21 protein-coding genes, 1 tRNA gene and 1 pseudogene are annotated in these 25804 nt (G+C 59.7%); 6 read left to right on the top strand and 17 right to left on the bottom strand.

What is annotated here, in order from left to right:
• Window positions 1-108: 108 nt before the first annotated feature.
• A pseudogene (locus C4J84_RS23635) lies at window positions 109-1008 on the bottom strand (LysR family transcriptional regulator).
• 209 nt (window positions 1009-1217) lie between these two features.
• On the opposite strand from C4J84_RS23635, the gene C4J84_RS23630 reads away from it, so the two are divergent.
• Window positions 1218-2480, top strand: a complete 1263-nt coding sequence (locus C4J84_RS23630; RefSeq protein WP_124436172.1) for an aspartate aminotransferase family protein — start codon at window positions 1218-1220, stop codon at window positions 2478-2480.
• Window positions 2481-2662: 182 nt separating this feature from the next.
• Complete coding sequence (locus C4J84_RS23625; RefSeq protein ID WP_003194776.1) at window positions 2663-2821, top strand: YqaE/Pmp3 family membrane protein; 159 nt, start codon at window positions 2663-2665, stop codon at window positions 2819-2821.
• Between the two features lie 5 nt (window positions 2822-2826).
• Here C4J84_RS23625 and pqqE read toward each other — a convergent pair whose 3' ends face one another.
• The 9 genes from pqqE to C4J84_RS23580 form a co-directional block, all read right to left on the bottom strand.
• A complete protein-coding gene (pqqE, locus tag C4J84_RS23620) occupies window positions 2827-4008 on the bottom strand; it encodes a pyrroloquinoline quinone biosynthesis protein PqqE (protein ID WP_124364668.1) in 1182 nt (393 codons plus the stop codon).
• Entirely contained in the window at window positions 3950-4225 is a 276-nt protein-coding gene (pqqD, locus tag C4J84_RS23615; protein ID WP_124368576.1) for a pyrroloquinoline quinone biosynthesis peptide chaperone PqqD, read from the bottom strand. Before pqqD ends, pqqE begins: the two co-directional genes overlap by 59 nt.
• On the bottom strand, window positions 4222-4974 hold the full coding sequence (pqqC, locus tag C4J84_RS23610) for a pyrroloquinoline-quinone synthase PqqC (protein ID WP_124368575.1): 753 nt from the start codon (window positions 4972-4974) through the stop codon (window positions 4222-4224). The genes pqqD and pqqC overlap by 4 nt, the downstream gene beginning before the upstream one ends.
• A gap of 9 nt (window positions 4975-4983) precedes the next feature.
• Entirely contained in the window at window positions 4984-5895 is a 912-nt protein-coding gene (pqqB, locus tag C4J84_RS23605; protein ID WP_078739427.1) for a pyrroloquinoline quinone biosynthesis protein PqqB, read from the bottom strand.
• A 71-nt stretch (window positions 5896-5966) separates the two neighbouring features.
• Complete coding sequence (gene pqqA, locus C4J84_RS23600; RefSeq protein ID WP_003194766.1) at window positions 5967-6041, bottom strand: pyrroloquinoline quinone precursor peptide PqqA; 75 nt, start codon at window positions 6039-6041, stop codon at window positions 5967-5969.
• A gap of 158 nt (window positions 6042-6199) precedes the next feature.
• Window positions 6200-8563, bottom strand: coding sequence for a pyrroloquinoline quinone biosynthesis protein PqqF (gene pqqF, locus C4J84_RS23595; RefSeq protein WP_124436171.1), 2364 nt, complete (start codon window positions 8561-8563; stop codon window positions 6200-6202).
• Window positions 8564-8611: 48 nt separating this feature from the next.
• Entirely contained in the window at window positions 8612-9406 is a 795-nt protein-coding gene (locus C4J84_RS23590; protein ID WP_124436170.1) for a carbon-nitrogen hydrolase family protein, read from the bottom strand.
• A 10-nt stretch (window positions 9407-9416) separates the two neighbouring features.
• Window positions 9417-11099: an NAD(P)/FAD-dependent oxidoreductase gene (locus C4J84_RS23585; protein ID WP_124436351.1), complete on the bottom strand. Its 1683-nt coding sequence runs from the start codon at window positions 11097-11099 to the stop codon at window positions 9417-9419.
• A gap of 167 nt (window positions 11100-11266) precedes the next feature.
• Entirely contained in the window at window positions 11267-11713 is a 447-nt protein-coding gene (locus C4J84_RS23580) for an Lrp/AsnC family transcriptional regulator (RefSeq protein ID WP_124364663.1), read from the bottom strand.
• Window positions 11714-12020: 307 nt separating this feature from the next.
• Here C4J84_RS23580 and C4J84_RS23575 point away from each other — a divergent pair, with 307 nt between their 5' ends.
• On the top strand, window positions 12021-12785 hold the full coding sequence (locus C4J84_RS23575) for a helix-turn-helix domain-containing protein (RefSeq protein WP_124372054.1): 765 nt from the start codon (window positions 12021-12023) through the stop codon (window positions 12783-12785).
• Between the two features lie 412 nt (window positions 12786-13197).
• Here C4J84_RS23575 and C4J84_RS23570 read toward each other — a convergent pair.
• The 5 genes from C4J84_RS23570 to rpsU all read right to left on the bottom strand — a co-directional run bounded on the left by C4J84_RS23570 (window position 13198) and on the right by rpsU (window position 21712).
• A tRNA-Ile gene (locus C4J84_RS23570) sits at window positions 13198-13274 on the bottom strand.
• Between the two features lie 15 nt (window positions 13275-13289).
• A complete protein-coding gene (locus C4J84_RS23565) occupies window positions 13290-17033 on the bottom strand; it encodes a bifunctional diguanylate cyclase/phosphodiesterase (RefSeq protein WP_124436169.1) in 3744 nt (1247 codons plus the stop codon).
• 134 nt (window positions 17034-17167) lie between these two features.
• Complete coding sequence (rpoD, locus tag C4J84_RS23560; protein WP_124364661.1) at window positions 17168-19018, bottom strand: RNA polymerase sigma factor RpoD; 1851 nt, start codon at window positions 19016-19018, stop codon at window positions 17168-17170.
• A 67-nt stretch (window positions 19019-19085) separates the two neighbouring features.
• Window positions 19086-21056 (bottom strand): DNA primase, encoded by a 1971-nt coding sequence (gene dnaG / locus C4J84_RS23555; RefSeq protein WP_124364660.1) that lies wholly within the window; start codon window positions 21054-21056, stop codon window positions 19086-19088.
• A gap of 440 nt (window positions 21057-21496) precedes the next feature.
• On the bottom strand, window positions 21497-21712 hold the full coding sequence (gene rpsU / locus C4J84_RS23550; RefSeq protein ID WP_002551877.1) for a 30S ribosomal protein S21: 216 nt from the start codon (window positions 21710-21712) through the stop codon (window positions 21497-21499).
• A gap of 202 nt (window positions 21713-21914) precedes the next feature.
• Between rpsU and tsaD the strand changes: the two genes are divergently transcribed.
• Window positions 21915-22940 carry a tRNA (adenosine(37)-N6)-threonylcarbamoyltransferase complex transferase subunit TsaD gene (gene tsaD, locus C4J84_RS23545; protein WP_124364659.1) on the top strand — a complete coding sequence of 342 codons (1026 nt, stop codon included), beginning with the start codon at window positions 21915-21917 and terminating at the stop codon, window positions 22938-22940.
• 19 nt (window positions 22941-22959) lie between these two features.
• Here tsaD and plsY read toward each other — a convergent pair whose 3' ends face one another.
• Entirely contained in the window at window positions 22960-23529 is a 570-nt protein-coding gene (gene plsY / locus C4J84_RS23540; protein WP_124372051.1) for a glycerol-3-phosphate 1-O-acyltransferase PlsY, read from the bottom strand.
• 74 nt (window positions 23530-23603) lie between these two features.
• Between plsY and folB the strand changes: the two genes are divergently transcribed.
• Window positions 23604-23957, top strand: a complete 354-nt coding sequence (folB, locus tag C4J84_RS23535) for a dihydroneopterin aldolase (RefSeq protein WP_015886183.1) — start codon at window positions 23604-23606, stop codon at window positions 23955-23957.
• Window positions 23948-24466, top strand: coding sequence for a 2-amino-4-hydroxy-6-hydroxymethyldihydropteridine diphosphokinase (gene folK, locus C4J84_RS23530; protein WP_124372050.1), 519 nt, complete (start codon window positions 23948-23950; stop codon window positions 24464-24466). Before folB ends, folK begins: the two co-directional genes overlap by 10 nt.
• A 72-nt stretch (window positions 24467-24538) precedes the next feature.
• Here the strand turns inward: folK and C4J84_RS23525 are convergent, their stop codons facing one another.
• A complete protein-coding gene (locus C4J84_RS23525; protein WP_124372049.1) occupies window positions 24539-25771 on the bottom strand; it encodes a multifunctional CCA addition/repair protein in 1233 nt (410 codons plus the stop codon).
• Between the last annotated feature and the right edge of the window lie 33 nt (window positions 25772-25804).

The following is a 25804-nucleotide window of genomic DNA, read 5'->3' as shown; positions in this document are numbered from 1 at the left end:
ACAACACGGACACGTAGGATTCTGCCAGGATGGCGGAGTGAAATGGATGTCAGGGAAACAGTCTGCAAAGCCCCGCTTCGGCGGGGTTTTCTTTTGCCCGCGAAAAAGTCAGGCGCCTGCCTGCGGGGCATTCATCACGTCTTCCAGCAACGTGCGCAGCAATGCCACCGTCGCTTGCTGGCGCTGCACGTCACGGCACACCAATCCGACTTTCAACGGCACCCTGGGTTCGCTCAAGGGTTTCCACAGCAGCGACTGGCTGTTGTGTTCGTCCTGTGAGCGCCCCGGTAGCACAGTGGCCAACTGGGTGTGGGGCAAGCTGTCGAGAATCCCCACCATGGTATTGAGCTCCGCCTGCACCTGCGGGCGCCGGCCCAGGTTGGCCAACTGGGCCTGCCAGATCTGGCGCACCTGAAATTCCTCGCCCAATAGCAACATTGGCAACTCGGCTGCCTGTTTCAGCGAGACCTTCTTGAATTCCCGCAAGGGATGGTGCTCAGGGATGACCACCTTCAATTCATCTTCATACAACAACACGCCATGCAGGCCGGGCTGGCGCGGTGGCAGGTAGCTGATACCGATGTCCAGCGAGCCGTTGAGCAGCCGCCGCTCGATTTCCAGCCCGGTCAATTCGTAGATCTGCACCACCAGGTGGGGTTGGGCCTTGCGCACCCGCTCGAGCATCTGCGGCACCAGGCTGGTGTGCACGGTTTGCAGCACGCCGATGGCCAAGGTGCGCATCGCCTGGCCTTTGAAGTTGCGCAACGCCTCCACCGCTTGCTGCATGCCGTCGATCAGGGGCAAGGCATGGTTGTACAACGTGTGTGCCGCCAGCGTAGGGAGCAGGCGCTTGCTGCTGCGCTCGAACAGGCTCACGTCCAGGTTCTGTTCCAGTTAGCGAACCTGCTGCGACAAGGCCGGTTGGGAAATCGACAGACGCTCGGCGGCACGGCCTACATGGCCTTCTTCATACACCGCGACGAAATAACGCAGTTGCTTGAAATCCATAAGATTTGCTTATCGAAAAAGCTGGAAAATCGAAATGGCCGTGGGCCCTTGAGACGCCTAGTCTAGCGCCTATTCGCAGGGCTTACAGGGCCGGATCGGGCAATGAATAACGTTTTTGGTAATGACGTTTACATAGGCAAGGCAAAACACCTCAACACACTGATGGTAGCCGGTGTCTACCAAGGCCCAGTTGCTAACGGGGGTGAACTGTGAACCTGTTTCGGCGCCCAGTGCCAAGCCTTGACGACCTGGTGCTTGCTGCTGCGCGTCGTGATTTTTCCAACCAATGCCTGATGCCCACTGCTGCGCGCCCCGCTGAGGTATTCGTCCAGGGTCAAGGCGTCTGGCTGTCGGACAGCGACGGCCGTGCCTACTTGGATTTCAGCCAAGGCAGCGGCGCCAATAGCCTCGGTCACAGCCCACAAGCCGTGCGCGACGCGATTGCCGAACAGATGCAGAGCGTGATCAACCCTGGCCTCGGCTTGCACAACCGGGCTCAGCTCGACCTGGTGGACCGGCTGTGCCATCACACCGGCAGCGATCAAGCGTACCTGCTCAACAGCGGCGCGGAGGCCTGTGAAGCCGCCATCAGGCTGGCGCGCAAATGGGGCCAACTGCATCGCGGCGGCGCTTACCACATCATCACGGCGAGCAACGGCTGCCATGGTCGTAGCCTGGCAACATTATCGGCTTCGGCAGTTGCCTGCGAAAACCGTTTCGAACCGTCATTGCCGGGCTTCAGTCATGTGCCGTTCAACGATCTGCCGGCGCTGCATGCCGCCGTCGATGCGCACACCGTCGCCATCATGCTGGAGCCAATCCAGAGCGCCGCGGGTGTCATTCCCGCGACCGAACACTACCTCAAAGGCGTCGAACGCCTGTGCCGCGAGCTGGGGATCCTGCTGATTCTTGACGAAGTGCAAACCGGCATCGGCCGCTGCGCCAGCTTGCTCGCCGAACAGCAATACGGCGTGCGCGCCGACATCATTACCCTCGGCAAAGGCCTGGGCGGTGGCGTGCCCCTCGCGGCATTGCTGGCGCGCGGCACAGCCTGTTGTTTCGAAGTGGGCGAGCTGGATGGTACGCATCACGGCAATGCGCTGATGGCGTCAGCGGGTAGTGCGGTACTCGATGCCGTGTTGGCCAGCGGCTTTCTCGAACATGTACGCGAATCCGGTCAGTACCTGGCAGAAGGCCTCGCGCGCCTGGCCCACCGTTATGAGCATGGACAGTTGCGCGGCAACGGTCTGCTATGGGGCCTCACACTGTCGGACGATTCTGCGACTGCGGTGGTAAAAGCCGCGCTGCACGAAGGTCTGATCCTCACCGCTACGCAGCCTGATTGTCTGCGCTTTACCCCCGCCCTGAATGTCAGCAAAAACCACATCGACGAAATGCTTCTGCGCCTTGCCCGCGCTTTCTCTCGGGTACGGACCGCTCAACTACAATGTCGCAAGGGCATCGCTGTCTGACCTCGACTTCCTGAACCGTCTCGCGGGATACGCGGCGCCTCCAGCCTGATTCTTTTGGCTGGGGGCGTTTTTTTGTCTGTTGATTAAAGGATGGCCCAACGCCAGAACCCACTGAACCCTCACGAAGCGCCAAGGTCGATTAGCTACACGGCTCACACGAGCCGATTTTCTGGAGCTGACCCATGGACATCATTCGTATCATCATCGCCATTCTGCTGCCGCCACTGGGTGTGTTCCTGCAAGTAGGCTTCGGCGGAGCGTTCTGGCTGAATATCCTGCTGACCCTGTGCGGTTACTTCCCCGGCATCATTCACGCGGTGTACATCATCGCCAAGCGCTGAGGCCCTCAGCCTTTGGCGATGAGGCGCGAATTGCGCTCATTGCGAAACGCCAGTTGCTCGATGGTCTGGGTGGCATGTTCGGCTTCTTCCCGCGCTTGAAGGATGATGCCGTGCTGCTCGGACTTGCTGCACACCGGGTCGGCGTTGCTTGCATCCCCCGTGAGCATGAAGGCCTGGCAGCGGCAGCCGCCGAAGTCCTTTTCCTTCTCATCGCATGATCGGCACGGCTCGGGCATCCAGTCGTAACCGCGAAAACGGTTGAAGCCGAACGAGTCGTACCAGATGTGTTGCATGCTGTGGTCGCGCACATTGGGAAACTGCACCGGCATTTGTCGGGCGCCATGACAGGGCAGCGCAGTACCGTCCGGTGTCACGGTCAGGAAAATACTGCCCCAGCCATTCATGCAGGCTTTCGGGCGTTCTTCGTAGTAATCCGGCGTGACGAAAATCAGCTTGCACGGGTGGCCTTCGGCTTCGAGCTTGGCGCGGTATTCGTTGGTGATGCGTTCGGCGCGTACCAGTTGTTCCCTGGTCGGCAATAACCCCACGCGATTGAGCTGCGCCCAGCCGTAGAACTGGCAGGTGGCAAGCTCGACAAAGTCCGCTTCGAGGGCGATGCACAGCTCGATAATGCGGTCGATCTTGTCGATGTTATGCCGATGGGTGACGAAGTTCAGCACCATCGGATAACCGTGGGCTTTCACCGCCCGAGCCATTTCGAGCTTTTGCGCGAAGGCTTTTTTCGAGCCGGCCAGCAGGTTGTTGACCTGTTCGTCGCTGGCCTGGAAGCTGATCTGGATATGGTCCAGGCCGGCCTTTTTGAAATCGCTGATCTTCTGTTCGGTCAGGCCGATGCCTGAGGTGATCAGGTTGGTGTAGAACCCCAGCTTGCGCGCTTCAAAGATCAGCTCGGCCAGGTCCTGGCGCACCAGCGGTTCACCGCCGGAAAACCCGAGCTGCGCGGCGCCCATTTCGCGGGCCTCGCGAAAGACCTTGATCCATTGCTCGGTGCTCAGCTCCTTGCCCTGCTCGGCAAAATCCAGCGGGTTGGAGCAGTACGGGCACTGCAGCGGGCAGCGGTAAGTCAGCTCGGCGAGCAGCCACAGCGGCAGGCCGATGGCGGGTTTTTCAGGCAAGGGTGATCCAGTGCTCGGCACGGGCGACCTCCATGAATTGCTCGATGTCATCACCGAGTTCCGGCACGCCGGGAAATTGCCGGTCCAGCTCGGCGATGATGGCGGCCACGTCGCGCTCACCGTCAATCAAGCCACCAATCAGCGCGGCGCTGTCGTTGAGCTTGATCATGCCTTCGGGGTAGAGCAACACATGGCCTTTTTGCGCGGGTTCGTACTGGTAGCGATAGCCTTGGCGCCAGGCCGGTTTTCTGCTGCGATCAAAGCTCATAGGGTGATCCCTTTATGCCAGACCCGCTGCGCGGTCACGCTGTGATACGGCGGGCGGTTCAGTTCGTAGGCCATGCTCATGGCGTCAAGCATGCTCCACAGGATGTCCAGTTTGAACTGGAGAATTTCCAGCATGCGCTCCTGGCCTTCACGGGTGGTGTAGTGCTGCAGGGTGATCGCTAACCCGTGTTCCACATCGCGACGGGCCTGGCCCAGGCGGGTGCGGAAGTATTCGTAGCCGGCCGGGTCGATCCACGGATAATGCTGCGGCCAACTGTCGAGGCGCGACTGGTGGATCTGCGGCGCGAACAGTTCGGTCAAGGAGCTGCTGGCGGCTTCTTGCCAACTGGCGCGGCGGGCGAAGTTGACATAGGCGTCTACCGCAAAGCGTACGCCGGGCAATACCAGTTCCTGGGAGCGCAGTTGGTCCGGGTCGAGACCGACGGCTTGGCCCAGGCGCAGCCAGGCTTCGATGCCGCCGTCTTCTCCGGGCGCGCCATCGTGGTCGAGCAGGCGCTGGATCCATTCGCGGCGGATTTCACGGTCCGGGCAGTTGGCCAGGATCGCTGCGTCCTTGAGGGGAATGTTCACCTGATAATAGAAACGGTTGGCGACCCAGCCCTGGATCTGCTCGCGGGTGGCGCGGCCTTCGTACATCGCCACGTGATACGGGTGATGAATGTGGTAGAAGGCGCCTTTGGCGCGCAAGGCGTGTTCGAATGCTTCGGGGGTCATCGGTGTATCAGTCATATGAGTCTCCTACAACTCGATGCTCATGCCGTCGTAGGCTACTTCGACATTACGCCGCACCAGCTCGGCTCGCTCGGGGGAGTCTTCATCGAGGATCGGGTTGGTGTTGTTGATGTGGATAAGCACTTTGCGCTGCTCGGGCAACTGTTCCAGCACTTCGAGCATGCCGCCAGGACCGTTTTGCGCCAAGTGGCCCATTTCGCGGCCGGTGCGGGTGCCGACGCCACGGCGCTGCATTTCGTCGTCGTCCCACATCGTGCCGTCCACCAGCAGGCAGTCGCTGCCGGCCATGATGTCCAGCAGCGGCGCGTCGACCTTGCCCAGGCCTGGGGCGTAGAACAGTTTGCCACCGGTGCGCAGGTCTTCGACGATCAGGCCGATGTTGTCGCCCGGGTGCGGGTCGAAGCGGTGCGGCGAATACGGCGGGGCGGCGCTGCGCAGCGGCAGTGGCGTGAAGCGCAGGTTGGGGCAGGCCGGGATAGTGAAGCTGGCGTCCAGCTCAATACGGTTCCAGGCCAGGCCGCCGTTCCAGTGAGTGAGCATGGTGAACAGCGGGAAACCGGTGCTCAGGTCTTCATGGACCATGTCGGTGCACCACACCTGGTGCGGGCAACCCTCGCGCAGGCTCAGCAGGCCGGTGGTGTGGTCGATCTGGCTGTCCATCAGGATGATCGCGCTGATGCCGGTGTCACGCAGGGCGCGGCCCGGTTGCATCGGCGCAAACCCTTGCAGTTGTGCGCGGATATCCGGCGATGCGTTGCACAGTACCCAATTCACACCATCATCGGAAATCGCAATGGACGACTGGGTCCGCGCCTGGGCCCGCAGGCTACCATCACGAAAACCTGCGCAATTCACGCAGTTGCAGTTCCACTGCGGGAAGCCGCCGCCGGCGGCGGAACCTAGAATCTGGACAAACATGATCGCTCCATCAAGCACAGCTCAAAACAAAAACGCCCCGGGCGAACCGAGGCGTTGTATTACCCAGCGGATTAACGGCTGGCGAAGTACATGGTGACTTCGAAACCGATGCGCAAATCAGTGTAAGCAGGTTTGGACCAGGTCATATTCATACTCCTATCAAGGGACGGGATGTTCACTACCAAGTAGTACATATAGTCCACCTCCCATGGGAGATGTTCAGATATTGCGTGTGAATATTACGCAATTCTTTTCGAGTTAGCGCTGTCCCGAAAGAAAAAGCCTGTTGCACGGTTGGCAATGATCACCCTGCTGGCTGCCAGCGCCCCCCGATGCACGGGCCATTGGCAATGCAGCGCCAGCCGCCTGTGGCGTCGTTCAGTTGTTGCGCGGCGCGCCGCATATCGTCCTGCGAGCAGCTTTGTATCAAATCTTGTAATCGCTCCAGGTAACCCGATGAGTGGCCCGCCAATTGCGCGTGCCATAGCAAGTCGGCGGCTTGGGCCATCGGCAGGGATTGGGCAGTGAATTGCTGCGCCAAGGCCTCGTTGCCCATGTCTGCGCTGCGCTCGATCAACGACGGCAGTTGTGCCAGGAACGTCTGCACCTGTTCGGCGATCTCACCCAAGGACGCGCTGGGGGACTGCACGCCGAACAGCAAGCCGGTTTGCCCATTGACCTGTCGGATGCCGCTGAAAACGGCGTAGCCGATTTGCAGTTCGACCCGCAAGCGCTGGTAGAACGGCCCCTGAAGCAGATGACCGAGCAAGCGCCAGGCGGCTTCATCGGACAGGGCTTGGGTGGGTGTCGGGCAAAACAACAGCATCGCCGCTTCGCTGGACGCGGTGTTGACCTCATGCCAGCGGCACTGACCTTTGAGCGGTTGAGGCTCGTATTGCAACGGCGCAGGCTGCCCAGGCAAGCGGGCTGCTGCGGTCTTGATCGCCGCTTCACAGGCTGCCGGTAACCCTGAACCCAGCCCGTGCCAGCGGGCGGTGGCCCACGGTGCTGGCGTCGCTTGGGACGTCGGCTGAACGCCGGTACAGCAGGCGGGTAATGCCTTGAGCAATTCGCGGATGGCAATCATCGGTGCCGGGGGCGGAGGCGCCAAGTGTTCAGCGGCAGTGCTCAAGCAGCGCGTCAGCGCTTCAAGCACGGCTGGCATGGGCTCGTGGAAACCGAGCATTTTTACCTGCCAGTCATTGGCGATGGTTTCGAAAGCCAACTCGACGCCCGCTTGACCGGCACTGTCGCGCAGTGGTTGTAATAGTCTGTCCAGGCCAGCAGGCGCGGCGCCCTCAAATCGCCAGCGCAGGTACAGGGCGCCTTCACCGGTGTCATTGGCCAATGCCTGGCTGAATGTCAGCGCCGATGCTTCTCGTCGGCCCCGTGAGCGGTCCTGGGCAAATGTGCGCAAGCCTCGGTGGGCGCTGGTCTGGCCGCGAATCAAGCCGGCACGTTCTTCTTGAGCGGCGGGACGAAGGAACGGGTTAGCCGGTGGAAGCTGCCATTCATGCCTGGCGGGCGGCAGATGCAGTGCGCCGAGCATGGCCTTGAGCGCTGCGAGGCTTTGGTCCGATACGTCTTCGAGGTCGTTGCGTGCCAGCCCCAGGGCGCTTTGGACTTGCTGTTGGCGAGCAGTGAGCAAGGCGAACTCTTCGCGTAGGGGCGTCCAGTCGCTGTGTGCGAAAAAACTCAGCCAGTCGTGCAGCAGCGCCTCGATCTGTGTCGTCGCATCGCCTTGTATGTCGATGTCCAGCACAGCCTGTCCGGCAAAGTGGTACAGCACCGAGGCGTGCAAGGCAGTCGCCAGGTGTCGCGCTTTGAGTTCAGCGAGCAAGCCGCCCGGCGCCGGGCTGTTGAGCCAGGTACAGAGAAATGCCAGCGCTTCAGGCGGTGCGTCACAGGCGATGACCTGATGCAGATGATGATCGGCAACATGTTGATAGCCCCTGGCTTGCCCAGCCATCAGCGCCGGTGGCGCTGCCTGGGGATGCAGCGGGCCGCCGTTCAGCTGCGCACTGAAGTGCTGCGCCAGCGCTTCCAGGTCTTGCTGCGATTGTGGGCCGGCAAGGCTCAACGTCATCTGCCCGCTTTGATAGAAGCGCCGATGAAATTCGCGCAACGCCTGCTGAAAAGCCTCACGTTCCACTGGCAGGGTGTCGCGATTGCCCGCATGAAAGCCGCGCAGCGGGTGATCAGCGGCCAGCCCCTCCAGCAAGGCCACCTGTTGCTGCGCCTTGGCATCTTGCGACCAGGCGACGAACTCGGCGTGCAGCACTTCGCGCTCGCGCAGTTGGTCATCGAGGGCCAGGCGAGGGTGCGTCAGCATGTCGGCCAACCGCACGAGCCCATCGGCGAAGGTCGGAACCGGCAGCTCAAAAAAGAATTCGGTAGCGCGCTCGCGAGTGCTGGCATTCACTTGCCCGCCATGACGCTGCACGTAGGCCATTAACCCTTCGTCTGCCGGAAAACGCTCGGTTGCCAAAAACAACAAATGCTCAAGGAAATGCGCCAGCCCCGGCCATGCCAATGGCGCGTCATGGCTGCCGGCAGCCACGCGCAAAACAGCCGCGCAACGCTTCAAGCGCGGTGCATGGCGCAGGCAAATGCGCAGGCCATTAGCCAGAGTGAGGTGCAGGGGTTGAGCGTGAACCGACGCAGGCATGGGCACTTCCGAAGCGGGGGAAGCGCCTATGCTAGCAAACCCGGTGGATCAGGGCTTGTGCAGCGCGCCGTAAAGCTCGGGGCGACGGTCGTGCAGGTAATGATTGGCGGCGCGGGCATCGAGGATCGATTGCCGGTCCAGCGTGCCGACAATCAACGCTTCATCCAGGCCCGCCTGGGCGATGCGCTGGCCATCGGGCCCGGCAATGCTGCTTTGGCCGCAATAGTGAATATCGTCTTCGTGCCCGCAGTAATTGGCATAGGCCACGAAACATTGGTTCTCGAACGCCCGCGCCCGCACGGTGACGTCGGCAACAAAGTCGAACGGCACCATATTGGCAGTCGGTACCAGGATCAATTCGGCACCAGCCAGGGCCAGGCGCCGGGTGTTTTCCGGAAACTCCAGGTCGTAGCAAATCAGGAACCCCAGCTTCCAGCCGTTCACTTCCACTAGCGGGAAGTCATCCTCACCAGCGCTGAACATCGCGTGGTCGAGGTCGCCAAACAAGTGAGTCTTGCGGTAGTTGCACAAGCGTTTGCCGTGGGCGTCGATCAACTGCACGGCGTTGTAGATCTGGCCGTCTTCGGCCCGCTCCGGGTAACCATACAGAATCGCCAGCCCGGCACTTTGCGCGATTTCAGCAATGATGTGTGCCGACTCGCCATCCTGAGCCTCGGCCAAGGCGCCTGTGGCTTCGGCGCCAATGTTGTAGCCCGTCAGGAACATTTCCGGCAGCACCAGCACATCGGCACCCGACGCTTCATGCGCCAGTTGCTGCAGGCGCTTGAGATTACCGGCCACGTCCAGCGGCAGTGGCGGGCATTGGTACAGGGCGACACGCATGTCAGGCTCCTTATTCGGGCAGGGCGATTGGCCCTATCTCGTCAAACACATCGCCGGGCCCTGGGTTTTCCGGGTGGGTGCTGCCGCCGAAGTGAGTCATGATGCCCCACACCGCGTTCAGCGAGGTTTGTACCGCGCCCTCCACCCAGGCTGGGGTCCAGGAAACGTCGTCGCCGGCGATAAAAATCCCCCGTTGTTCGGCGGGCATGTCCTTCTGCATGAAGTGCGCATACATCCGCTGGTTATACCGATAGTGGCCGGGCAATGCACCTTTGAAGGCCCCGAGGAAATGCGGGTCGGCTTCCCAGGACACGGTGATCGGGTCGCCGATGATGCGCGCCTTGATGTCGACTTTCGGGTAGATCTTCGTCAGCGCGTCGAGTGCCAGTTTGACCCGCTTATCGATGGGCTGGGGCAGCATTTTCAGCGCGTCGCTCATCCACGAGTAGGACAGGCAAATCACCCCAGGCTTGTCGTCGCCGTTGTCGAAAAGATAAGTGCCGCGCGTCAGGCGGTCGGTGAGGGTCATGCTCATCAGGTCGCGGCCGGTTTCCGGGTCTTTGTCTTTCCAGAACGGGCGGTCGACCATGACAAAGGTTTTCGATGACTGCATGTAGCGCGTGCGGTCGAGGGCCATCCACATCTTTTGCGAGAACAGGGTTTCGTCGCATTCGATCTGGGTGGTCAGCAGCCAGCTTTGGCAGGTGGTCAATACGGCGGCGTATTCGCGGGTGTCACCGTAGATGTCGGTAACGGCGAAACGGCCGTCGGCGGCATGAGCAATGCGCTTCACGCCGGCCCGTGGCGCGCCCCTGTGCAATGAGCTGAGGCTGGTGCCGGCGGGCCAGTGGGCGCAGCGCTCCGGTACGTGACGCCAAATGCCCATGGGCACTTGTGCCACGCCGCCAACGACCAGGTGCTGATGGTCGTCGCAGTTGGTCATAACCACGCGGAAGATTTCCAGCATCGAGTTGGGGAAATCCGAGTCCCAGCCGCCGGTGCCGAAACCGACCTGGCCAAATACTTCGCGATGATGAAACGACAGCTTGGCAAAGGCTTTTGAGGTGGCGACGAAGTCGTAGAAGGTGCGGTCGTCCCACAGCGGCACCAGCTTATTCCACAGCGCTTTGAGGCGCGGCACGTCGCGGTCACGGATCGCCTGTTGGATATCGCCGAACTGCGAACCGGCTTCCAGCGCGTCGGCCCAAGCGTCCGCGACCTCCTGGAACAGCACCGGCAGGTCGGAGAGTTTTTGCGCGTAGTGCGTCTGGCCTTCCAGATCGATGACGGTACTGCCAGACGCCGGCGTCAGCGGGTTGGGAAAGGGTTTGGTTTCCAGGCCCAGCTTGTCCACATAGTGATAGAAGGCCGTGGACGACACTGGAAAGCGCATCCCACCCAGCTCGGCGATGATGCCTTCGGCGCCTTCAAACGCTTGTGAGCGCAGGCGACCGCCCATCTTCGACGCTTCGTATACCACCGGCTTCAAGCCCAGCTTCATCAGTTCGTAGGCCGCCACCAGCCCGGCAATACCGGCGCCGACAATCGCCACTTCGGCGCCGTGGTGGGCGGCGGGAATACTGCCCAGGCCAGCGGGGTGTTCGATCCAGTCATCAAAGGCAAACGGAAAATCCGGGCCGAAGATGGTGATGGGCTTTTTACCATTGGCGGGGTGTCGGTTGGCCTTGCTGATGGTGCTGGACGGAATGCTCATGGCTGACCTTACTGACGACTCGGCGGGACAGGGCCCGTTGAGTATAGGAAAAGATGGCAGCCAGTTTAGGGAGCGTTGCGCTCGTTAATAAGACGCAATGTGTCGTCGGATTGCACTAGTTTCAGTCAATCTGACGAAGTTACTGGTCAGATAGGTTGTCCACGGTCTAATTTGTTACTGAGAATGATTGAAGTAGTGGTTTTTTCCACACCCTCGACACTGCCGATCTGATCCAGCAATTGATCAAGCTGCTCCGGCGACTCGGTCCGCAGCCACGCCACGTAATCAAATTCACCGCTCACAGCGCACAACTGCTGCACCTGAGCCATCGCGCTCAGCCGGCGCAGCACTTCCTTGCCCGAACGCGGTTGCACGGTAATGCCCACATACGCCTGCAGCCCGCCATCCGCCACGCGCTGGCCCAGGCGCACGCCATAACCGGTAATCACCTGAGTCTTCTCAAGGCGCGCCAGGCGCGAAGTCACCGTGGTGCGCGCAATCCCCAACTGCCGGGCAAGCATGGCCACGCTTTCGCGGGCGTTGAGCTGCAAGGCGGCGATCAGTTGACGGTCGATTTCGTCTAGGGCGGGCAAGGGTGGAGCTCCAGTGCGGGGGCAGTGGGTGTGCATGTTACAGGCTTGGTCGGGCTTACAGAACTGCGGTGCCAGACATGCAAAGCGGTAAGCTCAGCGGCAGCATTCGAACTTAACCATAAGGTATGAGTAGTTAAGTTTGATGCTATCAGTGGACCAGTGAATTGCCAGTAATACTCAAATCAGGTTTATGTACCGTCAGTGTGCCTGCCAAAGGAGTGGTATAGGATGTATCTTTATGAAGGTTTCTTGCGCGTTGTGATACGGTCAAGAGGGTGATAAGAATAAATTTCTGGTGGAGATTATTATGGTTGAATGGCTATTTTCTGGTATCGGGGCGACGCTTGTATCCGATTGGTTGAAAAAGCGTGAAAGCCGAAAGCAAAACCTATTTTTCCCGCAAAGCATCCAGCCGCTTGTATTGACGGACTCACCGTATGCATTGTCGCTTGGAGCAAGAGTAAAATTTATCCGCACAGAAATTTTAAACCTGAGCTTAAGACAGTTAAGTGAAATATTAGAGATCGAAAAAGTTTCCAGTCTCGAACGTTTTGAGTTAGGTGTTGAAGAATTCCCCCTTCAAGTATTGAAAAAATTCGAAGCGTATTTTTCTATAAGGCCAGAGTATCTGGACGGGGTCAGTAAAGGGATTTTTTTGAATTTTCATTTGTGTTCGTCTGAGGTCGAGCATTACCTTTCGCAGGGTTACACACCGCTTATACTATGCTGTCCTAGCGAGCGGAGTGAGCTGTTTTGTAGAGTCGTTTTTAAGAAGCATGATGGCGCATTTTTAAAGGTTGTAGTGGGTGATTTGTTGTGCTCGTTCGCATCAAGTGGAGGAGGGCAACTCAATATTCAGATACTGATTCAAGCTTTATTGCAGCGAAACGCTTCTTATACCGATGTAAGAGTTTTAAAGGTTGCAAGCCGTGCCTGGGAATTAATGAGGCAGGGAAGTTATTACAATCAGGATGAATTCCATCGTTCGGCGGATTGGGATTGCCAGGATGTCTTCGTTAAGTGGTTTAAGGACTGCGAAGAGTCTAATAAGCGTTGGAATAAAGTTTGTTAGCAGCAATGAGTTGCAGTAGGTCTTGCCTACAGATGCCGGGTGAGCTGGACGTGTGCTTAGGTGCTCTTATCAGCTTACCTATGGGCATGCCTTAAGCAGGATGCGCCGATAAAAGCCTATAAGGGCTTACCTGCGCGCTGGCGTTAGGATGAAGTCGAGCTTCGTAATGTATTCGTTTTCAGGTTTGGAGTTGCTTGAGATCGCGGATGAGATCGATCGGGACCGGCTATAGGTTACCGTTAAAAAACGAACCGGGAGTGGCGGCGTGGATATTCCGTAATGCACGTGCCGTTGAACCTATGATGCTTGAATGTGGACATTTTTTGGACACTTTTGCTTTTCATGAGCATTTTTTGCCCAGCATTTCGGAGTGTAGAAACGGCAAAAGCCGCGCAGTGCGCGGCTTTGAGTATGGTGGGCCCAGTAGGACTCGAACCTACGACCAAGGGATTATGAGTCCCCTGCTCTAACCAACTGAGCTATAGGCCCTCAGTAGGTCGCGGATTATAACGATGGTTTGTTCACTGTGCCATCCGAAAAATCCTTCTGCCTCGTGCGAAGGAAGGTTGCGGCAAATTGCTCCGGTGGCAGGGGCAGGCTGACGATGTAGCCTTGCATCTGTTCACAGCCCTCTGCGGCGAGGAAGGCTTGCTGGGCGGGGTTCTCCACGCCTTCGGCGATGATGGTGAATTGCATGCTGTGGCCGAGGGCGATGATGGCGCGGACGATGGCGGCGTCGTGTGGGTCGTCGGGCAGGCCGCGGACGAAGGATTGGTCAATCTTGAGGAAGTCCAGCGGCAGGCGCTTGAGGTAGCTGAGGGAAGAATAGCCGGTACCGAAATCATCGATTGCCAGCTGCACGCCCAGGCCTTTGAGTTGGTGCAGCACGTCCAGCGCTTCTTCGGCCTGGCTCATGATGAAGTTTTCGGTGATCTCCAGTTGCAGGCAGCCGGGCTCCAGGCGGTAGTCGCGCAGCAGTTGTTCGATGCGTGACAGCAGGTTGGGGTGACGCAGTTGCGCGCCGGCGAGGTTGACGGACAGTGGCCCGAAATCATCGAAAGCGCCTTGCCAGGCGTGCATCTGTCGGCAGGCCTGTTCCAGTACCCAGTCGCCAATTTGCAGGATCGTGCCGTTCTCTTCGGCCAGGGCGATGAAGTGTTCCGGCGGTACGTCGCCAAAGGTCGGGTGGTGCCAGCGTATCAAGGCTTCGGCGCCGATCAGTTGCTGGGTGAGCAGGCTGCGTTTGGGTTGGTAATACAGGCTCATCTCTTCACGTTCGATGGCGCGGCGCAGTTCATGCTCCAGTGCCACGCGTTCATTGGCCTGGGCCGTCAGGTCGCGGGTGTAGCTTTCAACGCGGTTGCGGCCCTTGGCTTTGGAACGGTACATCGCGGCGTCGGCATTTTTGACCAGGGTGGCGACATCGGTGCCGTCCTGCGGGTACAAACTTGTGCCGATACTCGCGCTGATAAAGAATTCGTGCTCGCCGGCCTGGAAGGGCGGTGTGAAGCAATCGAGCAGTTTGTTCGCCAGGTATTGCGCATCGCTGGCCTGGTGCAGGCCGGGCAGCAGGATGATGAATTCATCGCCGCCCAGGCGGGCGACGGTGTCGATATCGCGCAGCTGGTCCTTGAGGCGTACGGCGATGTCTTTGAGCAGCAGGTCGCCGACCGGGTGGCCCAGGCTGTCGTTGATGTGTTTGAAGCGGTCCAGGTCAAGAAACAACACCGCGCCTTGATTGCCGCTTTCCTGCTGGCCGTTGAGGGCCGCCTGTAGTCGGCTTTCAAACAGCGTGCGGTTGGGCAGGCCGGTCAATGGGTCGTGATGGGCCTGATAGTCGAGGCGCGCCTGGGCGAGCTTGAGGCTGGAGATGTCGGCAAATACGGCGACAAAATGCGTGACCACCTGCTCGCGATTGCGCACGGCGCTGATGGTCAGCCAGCTCGGGTACAGCTCACCGTTCTTGCGCCGGTTGGAAATTTCGCCCTGCCAGTGACCATGGGTCGTCAGTTGGTGCCACATCGCGGCATAGAAAGCGCTGTCGTGCATGCCGGAGGCGAGCAGGCGCGGGGTATGGCCCAGCGCTTCGGCCTCGCTGTAGCCGGTGATTTCGCTGAAGGCGCGATTGACTGCACTGATGTTCTGCCGCGTGTCGGTGATCAATACGCCTTCGGCGGTGCTTTCGAACACCGTGGCGGCTTGTTGCAGTTTTTCCTGCATCAGCTGGCGTTCGGTGATGTCGCGGGCGATGGTCAGCATGCAGTTTTCGTTACCGATGGGCAGCGGGCGGCTGGACAGTTCGCAGAGGCGAATCTGGCCGTCAACGTGGCGGATATGGCAGATGAAGTCGCGGACAAAGCCGTCGCGTTGCATCAACTCGAGCATGTGCTTGCGCTCATTGAGGTCGACCCATATGCCAAGGTCCAGGGCCGACTGGTCGAGCGACGTGGCGCTGGTGTAGCCGGTCAGGTGGCTGAAGCCTTCGTTCACTTCGATCAGCAGCCCATCGCTTTGCCGGCTCAGCAACAAACCATCGGGGGAGGCATGAAACGCCTTGGCAAACTTCTCTTCGGAAGTTTGCAACTGCTGTTGGGTTTCCTTGAGCTGGGTGATATCTCGCACCACGACCACCAGGGCCTCGGTGGTATCGAGTTGGAACGGCTCGGTCGAAATAAGCCCGGTAAACGCCTGGCCATTGCTGCGCCAGAAAATCATCTCCAGGTTGCGGATGCTGGTGGTCTGCACGCGTTGCAGCAAATCCGGACCGACGCCTTCAACACCCCAGATATTCAGCTCGGTGGCGGTTTTGCCCACCACCTCCTGGGCGCTCAGGCCAATCTGGTCTTCAAAGGCCTTGTTGACTTCAAGCAGGCATCCGTCGGACAGGCGGGCGATCACCAGGATGTCCGGGCATTGCTGGAACACTGAGGCAAACTTCTGCTCGGACAGCTGCAGTGCCTCTTCCGTACGCTTGGCTTCGCTGATGTCGATCATCAAGCCGCGCAGCACCGGTTCATGGCCGTATTCGATCAGGCTGACAATGTCGCGTACCCACAGGCAGCGGCCATCGGCGGTGATAACGCGATAGTCGATGCTGTGATCACGGTTGGCGCGGGTTTCACGGTAGCAATACGTTTCGGCGCGGGTCAGGTCGGCGGGGTGAATGATGTTGCGCCAGAAACCGGGGATCAGCCAATGGGCGCGGGGGTAGCCGAGCAATTCTTCAGCATGGGGCGACACGTAGCTGTAGGTGAAATCGCTGATGTTGGCTTCCCAGGCGATAGCGGACAGGCTCTCCACCAAGCCGCGATAGTGGTACTCGCTGCTGCGCAGTTCTTGCTCAAGGGCTACTCGGCGGGAAATTTCCGAGCTGAGCCGACGATTGATTCGAATCACAACGGCCAGCACGGTGCTCAGCAGCAATACCGCAGGCAGACCGTACGTCAGCAAATCCGCCCAGAGCGTGCGGTGATCGCTGAAGCTGCCGACCCAACGCTGCTGGATCGCATCGGTTTCGGCTGGGCTGAGATCGGCGAGGACCTTGTCCAGAATGCCCACCAGTATTTTCTCATCCTGCGGGACGCCCATTGCCAACTGATAGCGGTAGGGCGTTTCGCCGCTCACGTACAAACCATCGAGTTTCAGTTGGCGCAGGCTCCACACGCTGGAAGCCAGGTCGCTGACGACCGCATCGACTTCATCGGTGGCCAGGGCCTGGAGCATAGAGCTGACGTTCGGCATCGCGACGAGATTGAGGTCCGGGTGGTGGGTGCGCAGTAATTCATGCGGCGCATAGTTTTCCACCACTGCGATTTTCAGTCCGTACAAGTCGTTGAGATTGCGCGGCTTGGCGCCGCCTTCATGGGCCAGCATCACGATGGGAAAGTCGAGATAGGGGCGCGTGAAAGCCAGGAAGCTCTGGCGTTCCGGGGTAGACATGACGCCAGGTAGCAGGTCGAGCTGACTGTTGCGTGCTTGCTCAAGCACAGCGGTCCAGTTTGCCGGCTCGATCAGCTTGACCCGGATGCCCAGGCGATCCTGGATCAGGCGCACATAATCGGCGGACAGGCCCTGGTAGCGGCTCTCTTCATCGCGGTATTCAAAGGGCGGCCAGGACGCATCCACCCCAAGGCGCAGCTCCTGATGGTCCGTCAGCCAGCTACGCTCATCATCCGTGAGAGTCAACGCGCCAGCCGTTGCGGTCCAGGTCAGCAGCGACAGCAGTATCACGGTCGGCAATCTGGGCATAACGGTCTCGTTATGGCACGGGGAATTTCTCGAGTGTAGACGGGCATTGCGGGGGAGGGGAGGGGCAGGGCAGTTATCTGTGGAAAGTAATTGTTAGAAAGCAAAACCCCCGGCCTGGGCCGGGGGTTCTGGTATCACTCGTCGAGGAAGGAGCGCAGATGCTCGCTTCGCGTCGGGTGGCGCAACTTGCGCAGCGCCTTGGCCTCGATCTGACGGATCCGCTCACGGGTCACGTCAAACTGCTTACCGACTTCCTCAAGGGTGTGGTCGGTATTCATGTCGATGCCGAAACGCATGCGCAGTACCTTGGCTTCACGGGCAGTGAGGCCGGAGAGTACGTCGCGAGTCGCTTCCTTGAGGCTCTCAACGGTGGCGACATCGATTGGCGACTGCATGGTCGAGTCTTCGATGAAGTCACCCAGATGGGAGTCTTCGTCATCACCGATCGGGGTTTCCATGGAGATCGGTTCTTTAGCGATCTTCAATACCTTGCGGATTTTATCCTCAGGCATTTCCATGCGTTCGCCCAGCTCTTCCGGGGTCGGTTCGCGACCCATTTCCTGCAACATCTGCCGGGAAATACGGTTGAGCTTGTTGATGGTCTCGATCATGTGCACCGGAATACGGATGGTGCGGGCCTGGTCGGCGATCGAGCGAGTGATCGCCTGACGGATCCACCAGGTGGCATAAGTCGAGAACTTGTAGCCGCGACGGTATTCGAACTTGTCCACTGCCTTCATCAAGCCGATGTTGCCTTCCTGGATCAGGTCGAGGAATTGCAGGCCACGGTTGGTGTACTTCTTGGCGATGGAGATCACCAGACGCAAGTTGGCTTCAACCATCTCTTTCTTCGCGCGGCGGGCCTTGGCCTCACCGATCGACATGCGACGGTTGATGTCCTTGATCTCGGCAATCGTCAGGCCGGTTTCAGCCTCCAGTGCGCTCAGTTTCTGCTGGCAACGGAGGATGTCCGGCTGCAGGCGGCCAATGGCTTCGGCGTATTTCGCCTTGCCTTTGGCCAGGGCGTCGCTCCAGCTTTCGTCAACTTCGTGGCCGGGGAACTGGCGCAGGAAGTCGGTACGCGGCATGCGCGCATCACGGACACAGAGCTGCATGATCGCACGCTCTTGTGCACGCAGACGCTCAAGAGCGCTACGAACCCGTTCAACCAGGCCTTCGAATTGCTTCGGTACCAGCTTGATCGGCATGAACAGCTCAGCCAGGGCCAGCAGCTCGGCAATGGCCTGCTTGTTGGCACGACCATGCTTCTTCAGGGCCTTGCGGGTGATTTCCATTTGATCGGAAACCGCACCGAAACGCTGGGCAGCGATGACTGGGTCTGGACCGCTTTCGACTTCTTCTTCGTCGTCGGTGCTGGCTTCAGCCTCGTCTTCGTCGGCGTCGTCGTCCGCTTTCGGCGCCTTCGGATCGACAGGCGGCGGTATTTCGGCGGCAGGCGGCGCAATGCCGTCGTCCGGGTCGATATAACCGCTGAGGACGTCAGACAGGCGGCCACCTTCGGTGGTGACGCGAGTGTACTCGGAGAGAATGTGGTCAACCGTGCCAGGGAAGTGCGCGATTGCGCCCATCACTTCACGGATGCCCTCTTCGATACGCTTGGCGATTTCGATTTCGCCTTCGCGTGTCAGCAACTCGACGGTACCCATTTCACGCATATACATGCGCACAGGGTCAGTCGTGCGACCGATGTCGGTCTCCACCGCGGCCAACGCGGCAGCGGCTTCTTCAGCGGCTGCCTCGTCGGTATCGGCGTCGGCCAACATAAGGGCGTCCGCATCCGGAGCACTCTCGTGTACGGGGATCCCCATGTCATTAATCATGCGGATGATGTCTTCCACCTGCTCTGGATCTGAAATATCCTCAGGCAGGTGGTCGTTGACCTCTGCGTAAGTCAGATACTTCTGCTCACGACCAAGGGTGATCAACTCTTTGATACGAGACTGCTGTTGCGCTTTTCCGGACATAACACCCTATCCACTGAAGGTCTTGGCGGGCAAAAAACAAGCCGAGGATTATACCCGAGCTATGACCTCACACGCCAGCTGAGGTCGGGTTTGATGTGCAAACGTTCTGTTTTAAGAGGTCGCGCATCTGTTTTGCTATCTGAATCTGCTCTTCAGCCGACAATCCCGGCTGTCTTGCTCTCTTGATGAGCTCATCGAGGGTCTGTGTATGTTGACCCGCGGATAACCTGTTAATGGTGTCTAAAAACTGTTGTTCAAGGTTATCGCCGTCAATTAGCCACTCCTTTTCCGCGAGTGCCTTCAATAGGCGGCCCTGTTCCGTGCCATGCCAGCGAGCCATCAGCTGAATTGAGTTTAGCTTAGGATTTTTCTGCACGGCCTCGATCAGGGCGATAAGCACCTGAGCGTAGGTGTTGCTCTCGTTGGCAAAATGATCGGCGCTTTCTACCTTGCCCGCCAATTGCGGGTGGTGGATAAGCGTGCGCAACGCAATCAGTGTCGGCGCTTCTACGGCAACCGGCGTGCGCGGGGCATAAGCCTCATCGCGATCGCCGCGCTTGCCATTCTTGCTCCAGGGCTTCTTGTCCCACTTCTTGCCGCCGGCCCCGGGCTTCTTCGGCGTCCACTCCTGCTGGGGCGTAAACGCCTCCTGCGGTTGGTGGAAGTCGGCATAGTCCGGCATGGCGTCGTAATCCATGCCTGGGTCGTAGGCGGGCGGCGCATGCTGAGGAGCGCTGTGCACCAGCTGGCTCACGGCCTCGCCGCTCAATCCGGTGATTTCCAGCAGGCGCTGGCGCATCAGGGTGCGCAAGTTGGCACCTGGGACTTTGTCGATCAACGGCGCTGCGAGGGTGGCCATATGGGCCTTGCCTTCAAGCGAGCGCGGGTCGGCCTCTTCGGTCAACTGCTGGAAAAAATAGTCCGCCAGCGGTTGTGCATGTTGATTGATACGCGCCCGGAACGCGTCGGTGCCTTCGGAGCGCACCAGGGTGTCCGGGTCTTCGCCTTCGGGCAGGAACAAAAAGCGTGCACGGCGCCCGTCCTGCAGGCTCGACAGCGTGGCCTCAAGCGCGCGCCAGGCGGCATTGCGGCCGGCCTGGTCGCCGTCGAAACAGAACAGCACGCTGGGCACCACGCGGAACAGGCGCTTCATGTGTTCTTCGCTGGTGGCTGTGCCGAGGGTCGCCACCGCATTGCGCAGGCCCTGCTGGGCCAGGGCGATGACGTCCATATAGCCTTCAACCACGATGATCTCGTCGAGGTTGCGGTTGTTCTTGCGCGCTTCGAACAGGCCGTAGAGTTCCTGGCCTTTATGGAAAACCGGGGTTTCCGGGGAGTTCAAGTACTTGGGCTTGTCGTCCCCCAGCACTCGGCCACCGAACGCGATGATGCGGCCGCGGCTGTCGCGGATCGGAAACATCACGCGGTCACGGAAGCGGTCATAGCGTTTGCCGGTCTCGGCGTTTTCAATCAGCAGGCCAGCGTCAATCATGGCTTTTTGCTGGAGCGTATCGCTGCTCAGGTGCTTGTACAGGTTGTCCCAGCCGGGCGGGGCAAAACCGAGGCCGAAGTCCCGGGCGATTTCACCGGTGAGGCCCCGGCCCTTGAGGTAATCGACAGCGGCTTTGCGCTGCGGATGGCTTTTAAGCGCCTGCCGATAGAAATCGGCAGCGGCGGTCAGCAGCGGATACAGCGGCGAGTCGGTGGGTTGGCGCGGTTTGTGCGCGCGGCCGCTTTCTTCGCGGGGGATTTCCATGCCGGCGGCTTTCGCTAGGTCCTCGACGGCCTGGGGGAAATCCAGGTTGTCGTGGTCCATCAGGAAGCCGAGGGCGTTGCCGCCGGCGCCGCAACCGAAGCAGTAATAGAACTGCTTGTCCGGGCTGACACTGAACGACGGGGTTTTTTCCTTATGGAACGGGCAGCAGGCGGTGTAGTTCTTGCCGGCTTTTTTCAGTTGCACGCGTGAGCTGACAACATCGACGATGTCGGTGCGGTTCAGAAGGTCGTCAATAAAGCTCTGGGGAATCAGCCCGGCCATGGCGTTCTCGTCATCACTGCGTGTAAATGAGGGCCCGTGAAATGTTCAAGCGCACGTTGGGCGCTCGAGCATTATCGTCTGCATGGGGTGTCAGGGAGTGTATCTGCCGAACATTCGCTGACGTTAGTCTCTATCAGTGTCCGACGAATAAAAGTTGCCCGTGAGTCCGGTCTTGACCTGTGAGCGGTCTCGGAAGCTCATTGATGGGCACAGTCGACACAGTTGATCGCCTGCTTGAAGAATAGGTGTGCTCGTCAGTAGCCTTGTTAGGCTCGTCAGAAGAGACGTGCACCGCTGGCAAAAGAGCCAGTCCTGACGTGTGAAGCAGTGTCTCGGTCGCGTGTGCGGCGTCGACGATGAAGCACCAAGCGATATCCGCAAATGCCAACAGCCCGGCTGAGGGCCGGGCTTGGCAGAAGCTTGCTACGAACGTCTGTGTATTAGTACAGACGAACGGCGCGGCGCTGTTCGCGCTGAACTTTCTTGGCGTGACGCTTAACAGCGGCTGCTGCCTTACGCTTACGCTCAGAAGTTGGCTTCTCATAAAATTCGCGGCTACGAACTTCAGCCAGAACACCGGCTTTTTCGCAGGAGCGCTTGAAACGACGCAGAGCTACGTCGAAGGGTTCGTTCTCTTTTACTTTGACGGCTGGCATCCAGAGCTACCTTCTTTCATTACCGGGATCAACGTTCTCGTCGCAAACAATTCGCGGCTGAGGTCGTCGGTTTTTAAGGGTTGCGGATGTTAACCCCTCATTGGCAGGAATGCAAAGCCTCTGATCGAAAACCGCTAGTCGGGAGGGGGAGTGACGACTATTATGCGCGCCTTCGAATTCAGCCTCTACAAGGCGCAAACCCATGCTAGTACTGGGACTTGAAACCTCCTGCGACGAAACCGGTGTCGCACTTTACGACAGTGAACGCGGGCTTTTGGCCGATGCGCTGTTCAGTCAGATCGACCTGCACCGTGCCTATGGCGGCGTGGTGCCGGAGCTTGCCAGCCGTGATCACGTCAAACGCATGCTGCCGTTGATTCGCCAGGTGTTGGATGAGGCTGGCTGCGTGCCGACCGAGATCGACGCGATTGCCTATACCGCAGGCCCGGGATTGGTCGGAGCCCTGCTGGTTGGGGCTTCCTGTGCCCAGGCGCTGGCGTTTGCCTGGGGGATTCCGGCCCTCGGTGTGCACCACATGGAAGGGCATTTGCTGGCACCGATGCTGGAAAAAACACCGCCAGCGTTCCCGTTCGTCGCTTTGTTGGTTTCGGGGGGGCATACGCAGCTGGTTCAGGTCGACGGCATCGGCCAATACACGTTGTTGGGCGAGTCGCTGGACGATGCCGCAGGCGAAGCATTCGACAAGACCGCGAAGATGATGGGGCTCAATTACCCCGGTGGTCCGGAAATCGCCCGTCTTGCCGAAAAAGGCGTAGCCGGCCGTTATACGTTCCCACGGCCGATGTGCGATCGCCCGGGGCTGATGTTCAGCTTCAGCGGCTTGAAAACTTCAGCGTTGAATACCTGGCAGCAGAGCGTCAGCGCCGGAGACGATGGCGAGCAAGCCCGTTGCGACATTGCGCTGGCGTTCCAGCAGGCCGTGGTGGAGACTTTGACCATCAAGTGCAAGCGCGCCCTGAAGCAGGCAGGCATGAAGCGCCTGGTGATTGCTGGCGGCGTCAGTGCCAACAAGGCTTTGCGCAGCGCGTTGGAGAAAATGCTCGGTGAGATGAACGGCGACGTGTTCTACGCGCGCCCTGAGTTCTGCACCGACAATGGCGCGATGATCGCCTACGCTGGTTGTCAACGCCTGCAAGCCGGGCAGCATGAGAGCCTGGCGATCAGCGTGCAGGCGCGTTGGCCGATGGAGCAGTTGTCGCCGCTGTAAGGGTTAGCCTGGACGGCCCTTAGAAATGCCGTTCGCGCCCGGCAAACAGGTCGCGTAGATTGCCGCGGTGGCGCCAGACGATCAGCAGTGTCAGCACGCTCATCGGCAGCAGCGCCGCCGGTGCTTGCCAGGCCAGTAATGGCAGGGTGAGCGGTGTGGCGATCAGCGCAGCCAACGAGCTGGTGCGGGTCAGGTAGAACGTCAGCAGCCAGGCGAGCACCGCCAGCAACGCTGCCGGCGGGTAGATCCCCAGCAGCATGCCGGCCGCCGTGGCGACGCCTTTGCCGCCGCGAAAGCGGAAGTACAGGGGGAACAGATGGCCCAGGACGGCGCATACGCCCACCCAGGCCTGCTGTTGCAGGGTAAGGCCGACGAGGCTGGCGAGCAGTACGGGCAGCAGGCCCTTGCAGATGTCGCCCAGCAGCGTCAGCACGGCGAGTTTCTTGCCGGCCAGGCGCAACATATTGGTGGCACCGGCATTGCCTGAGCCACTCATTCGCGGATCGGGATTTCCCGTCAGGCGGCTGAGCAAAATGGCAAAGGACAGCGAGCCGAGCAGGTAGGCGAGAATCGCCAGTGACCAAAACATGCTAACTATTCCGGGCGAGGACGCCCTGATTCTAACGGGGCATCGCGCCCTTGTCGTGCTGCGGAGAAGAGTGCTTGGACAGAGTGTTTATCGAAGGCCTGGAAGTCGACACCGTGATCGGAGCCTACGACTGGGAGCGCGGAATCCGTCAATGCCTGCGCCTGGACCTGAGCTTTGCCTGGGATAACCGTCCGGCCGCCGCTGGCGACGACCTGACCTTGGCATTGGATTATGCCAGCGTGTCCGCGCGTATCCAGGCCTTTGCCGAGCAGTCCCAGTACCAGCTGGTGGAAACCTTCGCCGAACGCCTGGCCGAAGTGTTGATGAGTGAATTCCAGATTCCCTGGCTGCACCTCAAATTGACCAAGCCAGGTGCCGTCCCGGCGGCCAAAGGCGTGGGCGTGGAGATCGAGCGCGGATGTCGCTGACTCAGGTTTACCTTGGCCTGGGCAGTAATATCGAGCGCGAGCTCAATTTACGTGCGGGACTCGATGCGCTGGCGAGCTTTTTGACGGGCATGCGCTGTTCGGCGGTGTTCGAAAGCCAGCCGGTGGGTATCAAGAGCGGGCCGTTCTTCAATCTGGTGGTGTCGGCGTGGACCGACCTGTCGTTGATGGAGCTGGACCGTCGGTTGAAATCCATCGAGGCCGACAACGGCCGCTATGCGCCAGATCGTAAGGGGCTGCCCCTGGATATCGATGTGCTGCTGTATAGCGATCTAGTGGGTAATTTCGACGGTTTGATCCTGCCGCGGGCTGAGATCCTGAAAAACGCTTTCGTATTGTGGCCGCTGTCGATGATGGCACCGGATCGGGTGCATCCTGAAGCGGGCAAGACCATGGCTGCGCTGTGGCGCGATGCGCAGATCGATCAGGTGCTCGCGCCTGTGGCGTTTGAGTGGCAGGGCCGGCAACTCACGGCAGACGTGCTTCTGTAGGAGCCGAGCTTGCTCGCGAAAAACCAGAGGGCGCTGCGTTATCGCTGATGTCCTTCGCGAGCAAGCTCGCTCCTACAGAGGCTTGTGTTGTTCTTTGTAGGCTTTTAGTGCGTTAAGCCGTTCACGCTTGAGCGCCTCGCCCAGCTCCGGGCCTTTGAAGCCTTTTTCCAGCAAGGGCGCCACTGCCACCTCGCGCGCAGCCTTCGCCGCGCCCCGCAAATAATCTGCCTGTGGATAACTGCGCTGTTCAAGACCCTTGCGGCCCCGCGCATCCATCTCGCAGGCGACCACGAATTCCTCGAAGCGTTGCGGTCGACGGTAGACGTCAAAACTTTGCAGCAACTCCAATAGCGTCGATGCCTTCAGCTCCAGGGCGCGATGCCCGTGGGTGTGATATTGGCCCACCAGCAACGCCAATTCCTGGCAATCCTTTGGCACTTTGAAACGTTCATTAACTGCCTTGATCAGCTTCAAGCCCCGGTGTTCGTGGGCAATGTGCTGCGGCAACTTATCCACAGGCGTCAGACCTTTGCCCAGGTCGTGCAGCAGGCAGGCCCAGCGTACGCTCAGCGGTTGTTTGTGCACTGCAGCCTGTTCCAGCACGCTCAGGGTGTGCACGCCGGTGTCGATCTCGGGATGATGGGCTTCGGGCTGCGGTACGCCGAACAGCGCATCCACTTCCGGCATCAGGGTTTTCAGCGCATGGCTGTCGCGCAGCACCTGAATAAACACCTGGGGCTGGTCTTCCATCAATGCCCGGGAAATCTCCTTCCAACTGCGCTCCGGCGTCAACGCTTCCAGTTCGCCGGATTCGCTGAGCTGACGCATCAGTGCCAGGGTTTCGGGAGCCACGCTGAATCCGAGGTGCGCATAACGCGCGGCAAACCGCGCAACCCGCAGCACTCGCAGGGGATCTTCGGCGAACGCGGGCGAAACGTGACGTAAAACGCGTGCTTCCAGGTCGCGTTGGCCGTGGTAGGGGTCAGTCAGATTGCCCTCATCATCTTCGGCCATGGCATTGATGGTCAGGTCGCGACGAACCAGGTCTTCTTCCAGCGTGACGTCGGGGCTGGCGTGAAACACGAAGCCGCCGTAGCCCCTGCCACTTTTGCGCTCGGTGCGGGCGAGGGCGTATTCATCGCCGTTTTTCGGGTCCAGGAACACAGGGAAGTCAGCGCCGACCGGCTTGAAGCCTTTGGCCTGCATCTCTTCGACGGTGGCGCCAACGACGACGCGATCGATATCGATGACCTCGATGCCCAGCAGGCGATCACGCACGGCACCGCCGACTTTGTAGATTTTCATGAAAAAGCCTCCATTAGCGGCACAGGATACCGT

It is taken from the genome of Pseudomonas sp. R11-23-07 (assembly GCF_003852295.1).
Classification (GTDB): Bacteria; Pseudomonadota; Gammaproteobacteria; order Pseudomonadales; family Pseudomonadaceae; genus Aquipseudomonas.
This window is presented reverse-complemented; position numbering and strand designations above follow the sequence as displayed.